General features: G+C 73.0%; 4 protein-coding genes. All 4 read right to left on the bottom strand.

All coding sequences use genetic code 11. The features are described from left to right. Positions 1-186 precede the first annotated feature (186 nt). The 4 genes from der to J0670_RS29490 all read right to left on the bottom strand — a co-directional run bounded on the left by der (position 187) and on the right by J0670_RS29490 (position 5112). Positions 187-1641 carry a ribosome biogenesis GTPase Der gene (der, locus tag J0670_RS29475; protein ID WP_207814747.1) on the bottom strand — a complete coding sequence of 485 codons (1455 nt, stop codon included), beginning with the start codon at positions 1639-1641 and terminating at the stop codon, positions 187-189. Between the two features lie 185 nt (positions 1642-1826). Next, positions 1827-2564 (bottom strand): (d)CMP kinase, encoded by a 738-nt coding sequence (gene cmk / locus J0670_RS29480; protein ID WP_207814748.1) that lies wholly within the window; start codon positions 2562-2564, stop codon positions 1827-1829. Between the two features lie 156 nt (positions 2565-2720). After that, a complete protein-coding gene (locus J0670_RS29485; protein WP_307806752.1) occupies positions 2721-3842 on the bottom strand; it encodes a DUF4419 domain-containing protein in 1122 nt (373 codons plus the stop codon). A gap of 184 nt (positions 3843-4026) precedes the next feature. After that, on the bottom strand, positions 4027-5112 hold the full coding sequence (locus J0670_RS29490; RefSeq protein ID WP_207814749.1) for a prephenate dehydrogenase: 1086 nt from the start codon (positions 5110-5112) through the stop codon (positions 4027-4029). Positions 5113-5194 lie beyond the last annotated feature (82 nt).

Here is a 5194-nt window from a genome sequence, read left to right on the forward strand (position 1 = left end):
CGGCGAGCACCACTGACGCGCCTGGGAAAGACACTCCGGGAGAGACATGCCGGGAAGGGCACTCCGGGAAAGACACCCCGGAAGAACCGCCCCCGGGAAGCACCCCCGAAAAACCCGCAGGGGCCCCGCCACCACCGTGACGGAGCCCCTGCACCACGCGCTGCCGAGGCACGGCAGCGCGTACTACTACTTCTTCTTCCGCTTCTCCCGGACCCGCACCGAGATCGAGATCGGCGTCCCCACGAAGCCGAACTCCTCGCGCAGCCGGCGCTCGATGAAGCGCCGGTAGCCCGCCTCCAGGAAGCCCGAGGCGAACAGCACGAAGCGCGGCGGCCGGATGCCCGCCTGGGTACCGAACAGGATGCGCGGCTGCTTGCCGCCCCGGATCGGGTGCGGGTGGGCGGCGACCAGCTCGCCGAGGAAGGCGTTCAGGCGCGCGGTCGGGATGCGGGTCTCCCAGCCCTCCAGCGCGGTCTCGATCGCCGGGACGAGCTTCTCCATGTGCCGGCCGGTCTTGGCCGAGACGTTGACGCGCGGGGCCCACTGCACCTGGACGAGGTCGCGCTCGATCTCGCGCTCCAGGTAGTAGCGGCGCTCCTCGTCCAGCTGGTCCCACTTGTTGTAGGCGATGACGACGGCGCGCCCGGCCTCGACGGCCATCGAGATGATCCGGGTGTCCTGCTCGGCCAGGGTCTCGCTGGCGTCGATCAGGACGACCGCGACCTCGGCCTTCTCCAGCGCGGCGGCGGTGCGCAGCGAGGCGTAGAAGTCGGCGCCGGCGGTCAGGTGGACCCGGCGGCGGATGCCGGCGGTGTCCACGAACTTCCAGGTCTTGCCGCCGAGTTCGATCATCTCGTCGACCGGGTCGCGGGTGGTGCCGGCCAGCTCGTTGACGACGACGCGCTCCTCGCCGGCGACCTTGTTCAGCAGGCTGGACTTGCCGACGTTGGGCCGGCCGATCAGCGCGATCCGGCGCGGGCCGCCGGGGGCGGCGTCGCCGAAGGTCTGCGGCGGGGCCTCGGGCAGCGCGGCCATGACGGCGTCCAGCAGGTCGCCGGAGCCGCGGCCGTGCAGGGCGGAGACGGGGTACGGCTCGCCCAGGCCCAGCGACCACAGGTAGGCGGCCTCGGCCTCGGTGGACGGGCCGTCGACCTTGTTGGCGCACAGGACGGTCGGCTTGCCCGCCCGGCGGATGATCTTGATCAGGGCCTCGTCGGTGTCGGTGGCACCGACGGTGGCGTCCACGACGAACAGCACCGCGTCGGCCTGCTCGATGCCCAGCTCGGCCTGAGCGGCCACCATGGCGTCGATGCCGAGGACGTCGATCTCCCAGCCACCGGTGTCGACCACCTTGAAGCGGCGGCCGTTCCAGCTGGCCTCGTAGGTGACCCGGTCGCGGGTGACGCCCGGCTTGTCCTCGACGACGGCCTCGCGGCGGCCGATGATGCGGTTCACCAGAGTCGACTTGCCGACATTCGGGCGGCCGACGACGGCCAGCACCGGCAGCCGGACGTGCTCGGCGCCGTCGACGGCGTCGAAGCCGTCGAGGTCGAAGCCCTCTTCGGCGGCGAGCGCCATGAACTCGGCGTAGTCGGCGGCGTCCAGCTCACCGTGCTCGGTGGCGGAGTGCTCTGCGGTCATGTTCGTCTGTTCCGTTTCCCGGCCCGGCCCTTCCCAGGGGCGTGCCGTGCGTACCCGCCCCGCTCGGGGCAGCGCGATGGTTTCCTCCGCGGCACCTCTGCGGCCCGCGGTCTCATTCAGTGGTCAGATCTCATCAGCGGTCGGGACCGGTCAGGATCGGCGGTCGGGTCGAGCCCGGCCACCGGTCAGACCGACGACAGCCCGGCCTTCTCCTCCACCAGCGCGGTGATCCGGTCGATCACCTGCTCCAGCGTGAGCCGGCTGGTGTCCACCAGCACCGCGTCGACGGCCTGGCTCAGCGGGGACGTCTCGCGGGAGGAGTCGGCGGCGTCGCGGCGGGCGAGGTCGGCGGCCATCGCGGTGATGGTCGCCTCGTCCACGCCCTTGGCGCGCAGCTCGATCGCCCGGCGCTCGGCCCGGGCCTCCTCGGAGGCGGTCAGGAAGACCTTGACGGTGGCGTCCGGGAACACCACCGTCCCCATGTCCCGGCCCTCCGCGACGATGCCGCGCTCGGCGACCTCGGCGCAGCCGCGCTGCAGCTCGACCAGCCGGGACCGCACCGCCGGCACTGCGGCCACGGCGCTGACCTGCGCCGTCACCTCGGGGCCCCGGATCGGGCCGGAGACGTCCTTGCCGTCCACCGTGATGGTGGGGCCGACGGCGTCCGTGCCCGAGACGATGACCGGCTTGCCGCACGCGACGGCCACCGCCTCGGGGTCGTCGACGTCGACGTCGTTGGCCAGCATCCACCAGGTCATCGCCCGGTACATGGCGCCGGTGTCCAGGAAGCTCAGGCCCAGCCGGGCGGCGACCGCCCGTGAGACGGTCGACTTGCCGGAGCCGGAGGGTCCGTCGATGGCGACGACGACCGGGGCGTGCGCTCGGTCGGCAGTGTCCACGGGGCCGAACCTCTCTCTGAGCATGGAAGCCGACGCCTACGCGGGCGTGCGGCCGGGGATTGTCTCCCTCAAGGTTAATGGACCGCCGCCACACCCCGGTCCCGCCCGTTCACCTGGGGCACGGCCTCCGCGGGGCGGCCTGCGGAGCCGGCGGCGCCCCACCCCGCAGAAGCCCCGCGATCACGGCCCGGCCACCGTCTCCAGCACCGCGCTGCCGAGCCGCGGGCGCAGGAACCCACCGTCCCGCTCGATGCCGAGCACCCCGCCGACCAGCAGCATCGGCCGCTCCGTCCCGAGGAACTCCCAGACGAACGGCACCTTCGAGATGTGCGAGGGGAAGTCGTTCACCTCGAACGCGTCCCGGTGGTACTCCCGGCTCGCCGCCTCCCGCCAGCCGAAGGACTGCCGCAGCCGGGGGCCGTCCGGGGTCTGGGTGTGGGCGAAGAAGGCGGTGAGCCAGCCGGTCACCCGGGGCCCGCCGGACATCGACCGCCACTTGAACAGCGATCGCCAGAAGACCTCGTCCACCGGCCCGCCCGCCGCCGTCGCCGCGATCTCGTCCACCACCGGGCGCAGCTCGGCGAACCAGGGCGCCAACCAGTCGAAGCGCCGCGCCAGCTCGCCGACCCCGGCCGCCAGCAGCGCCCAGTCCTCGGCGGTGCCCTCCAGCCGGATCCGCGGGATGCCGCAGCGGGTCTCCCAGCGGAAGTCGTAGTACGGGCTGACCACGTCCATCAGCGCCACCAGCGCCGCCGAGGCGTCCTCGGGCGTGGTGGTCGAGAACGCGGGCCGGAACAGTTCGACGACCTCCGCCCCGAGCGCGGCCGCCAACGGCTCCCGCACCAGGTGCACCGACCGCGCCCAGTCCGGGTCCACCCCGGCCAGCGAGTCGTCGCGCACCGTGATCACCGCGCCCCGGCCCGCCGCGCCGAACAGCGCCCGGTAGCGCGGCGGGTACATCCGTACGTGCACCGCGACCTCGTGCACCACCGCGTACCAGAGCACGTCCGGCGACAGGCTCAGCGGCAGGTGCTCCGCGAAGGCCGCGTGGGCGGCGCGCAGCAGCAGGCTCCAGGTCGGCTCCGGCTCCACGGGTTCGGCGGGCTCGCCGAACGCGGTGAACCCGGTGGACTCCGGACGGAGCGGCTGCGCCCGGGGCCGCTCGACCATCGTCTCGACGCTGCGGTGGCGGATCAGGAACTCCCCGCCCACCACCGCCCGCAGGAACCGCTCGTTCCCCAGGTCCACCGGCTCACCGGCGAACCCGTGCCGGGTCTCCCCCAACGGCAACTCGATGATCACGACCGCTCCCCCTGTCCCGCTCCGAGAACCCCGGCTCCGAACCCGAGCCAGGAGAACCCCGGCTCCGCAACCCCAACCCCGAACAACCAGCCCTGAACAACCAGCCCTGAGACCTCAGCCCCGAGGAACCAGCCCTGCGACCTCAGCCCCGAGACCTCAGCCCCGAGGAACCAGCCCCGAGACCTCAGTCCCGGACGCTCCACCCGCTCGACCGCAGCGCCGCCGTGAGCCGCTTGACGGCCATCGGCGCCACCGACAGCTGGACGAAGCCGACCTGCTTCCCGTCCGAGTGCTCGATGACGACGTCCTCGATGTTGACGCCGGCCTCGCCGACCTCCCCGAACAGCCGGCCCAGCTCGCCCGGCTGGTCGCCGAGCACCACCGCGACCGTCTCGTACCGGGTGGGCGGCGCGCCGTGCTTGCCGGGAATGCGGGCCTGCCCGGTGTTGCCGCGCCGCATGACCGCCTCGATGCCCTTGGCACCGGCCTGGCGCCCGCCCTCCTCGGCCGTGGCCAGGGCACGCAGCGCGGTGACGGTCTGGCCGAGGTCGGCGGCCACCTCCTCCAGCACGTCGGCGACCGCGCCCGCGTTGGCGGACAGGATGTCGACCCACATCTCGGGGTTGGAGGCGGCGATCCGGGTCACGTCGCGAACGCCCTGACCGGAGAGCCTTATGGCGGTCTCGTCGGCGTTCTCCAGCCGGGCGGCGACCAGCGAGGACACCAGCTGCGGTGCGTGCGAGACCAGGGCGACGGCCCGGTCGTGCTCGGCCGCGTCCATCACGATCGGCATGGCACCGCAGAGCGCGACCAGCTCCAGCGCGGCGTTGAGGGTGTCGGTGTCGGTGTCCGCGGTCGGGGTGAGCACCCAGGGGCGGCCCTCGAACAGGTCGGCGCAGGCGGCCAGCGGTCCGGAGCGCTCACGGCCAGCCATCGGGTGACTACCGATGTAGTGAACGGTGTCGCAGCCCAGCGCGGCGATCTCACTGCCCGGTCCGGCCTTCACGCTGGCCACGTCGGTGTACCAGTGGGCCAGGTTGCGGCGCTGGCAGTCGGCGAGCACCTTGCCGACCATCGCGGGCGGGACGGCGATGATCGCCAGGTCGACCGGGCCGTCGGCAGGCTCGATGGTGCCCGCGCCGAGCGACTCGGCGGTGCGGGCGGAGTCCGGGTCGGCGTCCTCCAGATGGACGGTCAGCCCGCGTGCGGCCAGGGCCAGGGCGGCGGAGGTGCCGATCAGTCCGGTGCCGACGACGACGGCAGTACGCATGGCGGGGGGCTCTCCTCGATCACGGTTATCGACTTGACGGTTCTCGACAGGTGCCGGGGCGGCCGGGAGCACCCGCGCCCAT

The sequence above is a fragment of the Streptomyces sp. FH025 genome (assembly GCF_017427025.1).
Classification (GTDB): Bacteria; Actinomycetota; Actinomycetes; order Streptomycetales; family Streptomycetaceae; genus Kitasatospora.

Excerpts from the sequence above, each read along its gene's own strand:
- cmk (WP_207814748.1), bottom strand. The coding sequence starts at position 2,564 with ATGCTCAGAGAGAGGTTCGGCCCCGTGGACACTGCCGACCGAGCGCAC.
- der (WP_207814747.1), bottom strand. The coding sequence starts at position 1,641 with ATGACCGCAGAGCACTCCGCCACCGAGCACGGTGAGCTGGACGCCGCC.
- J0670_RS29490 (WP_207814749.1), bottom strand. The coding sequence starts at position 5,112 with ATGCGTACTGCCGTCGTCGTCGGCACCGGACTGATCGGCACCTCCGCC.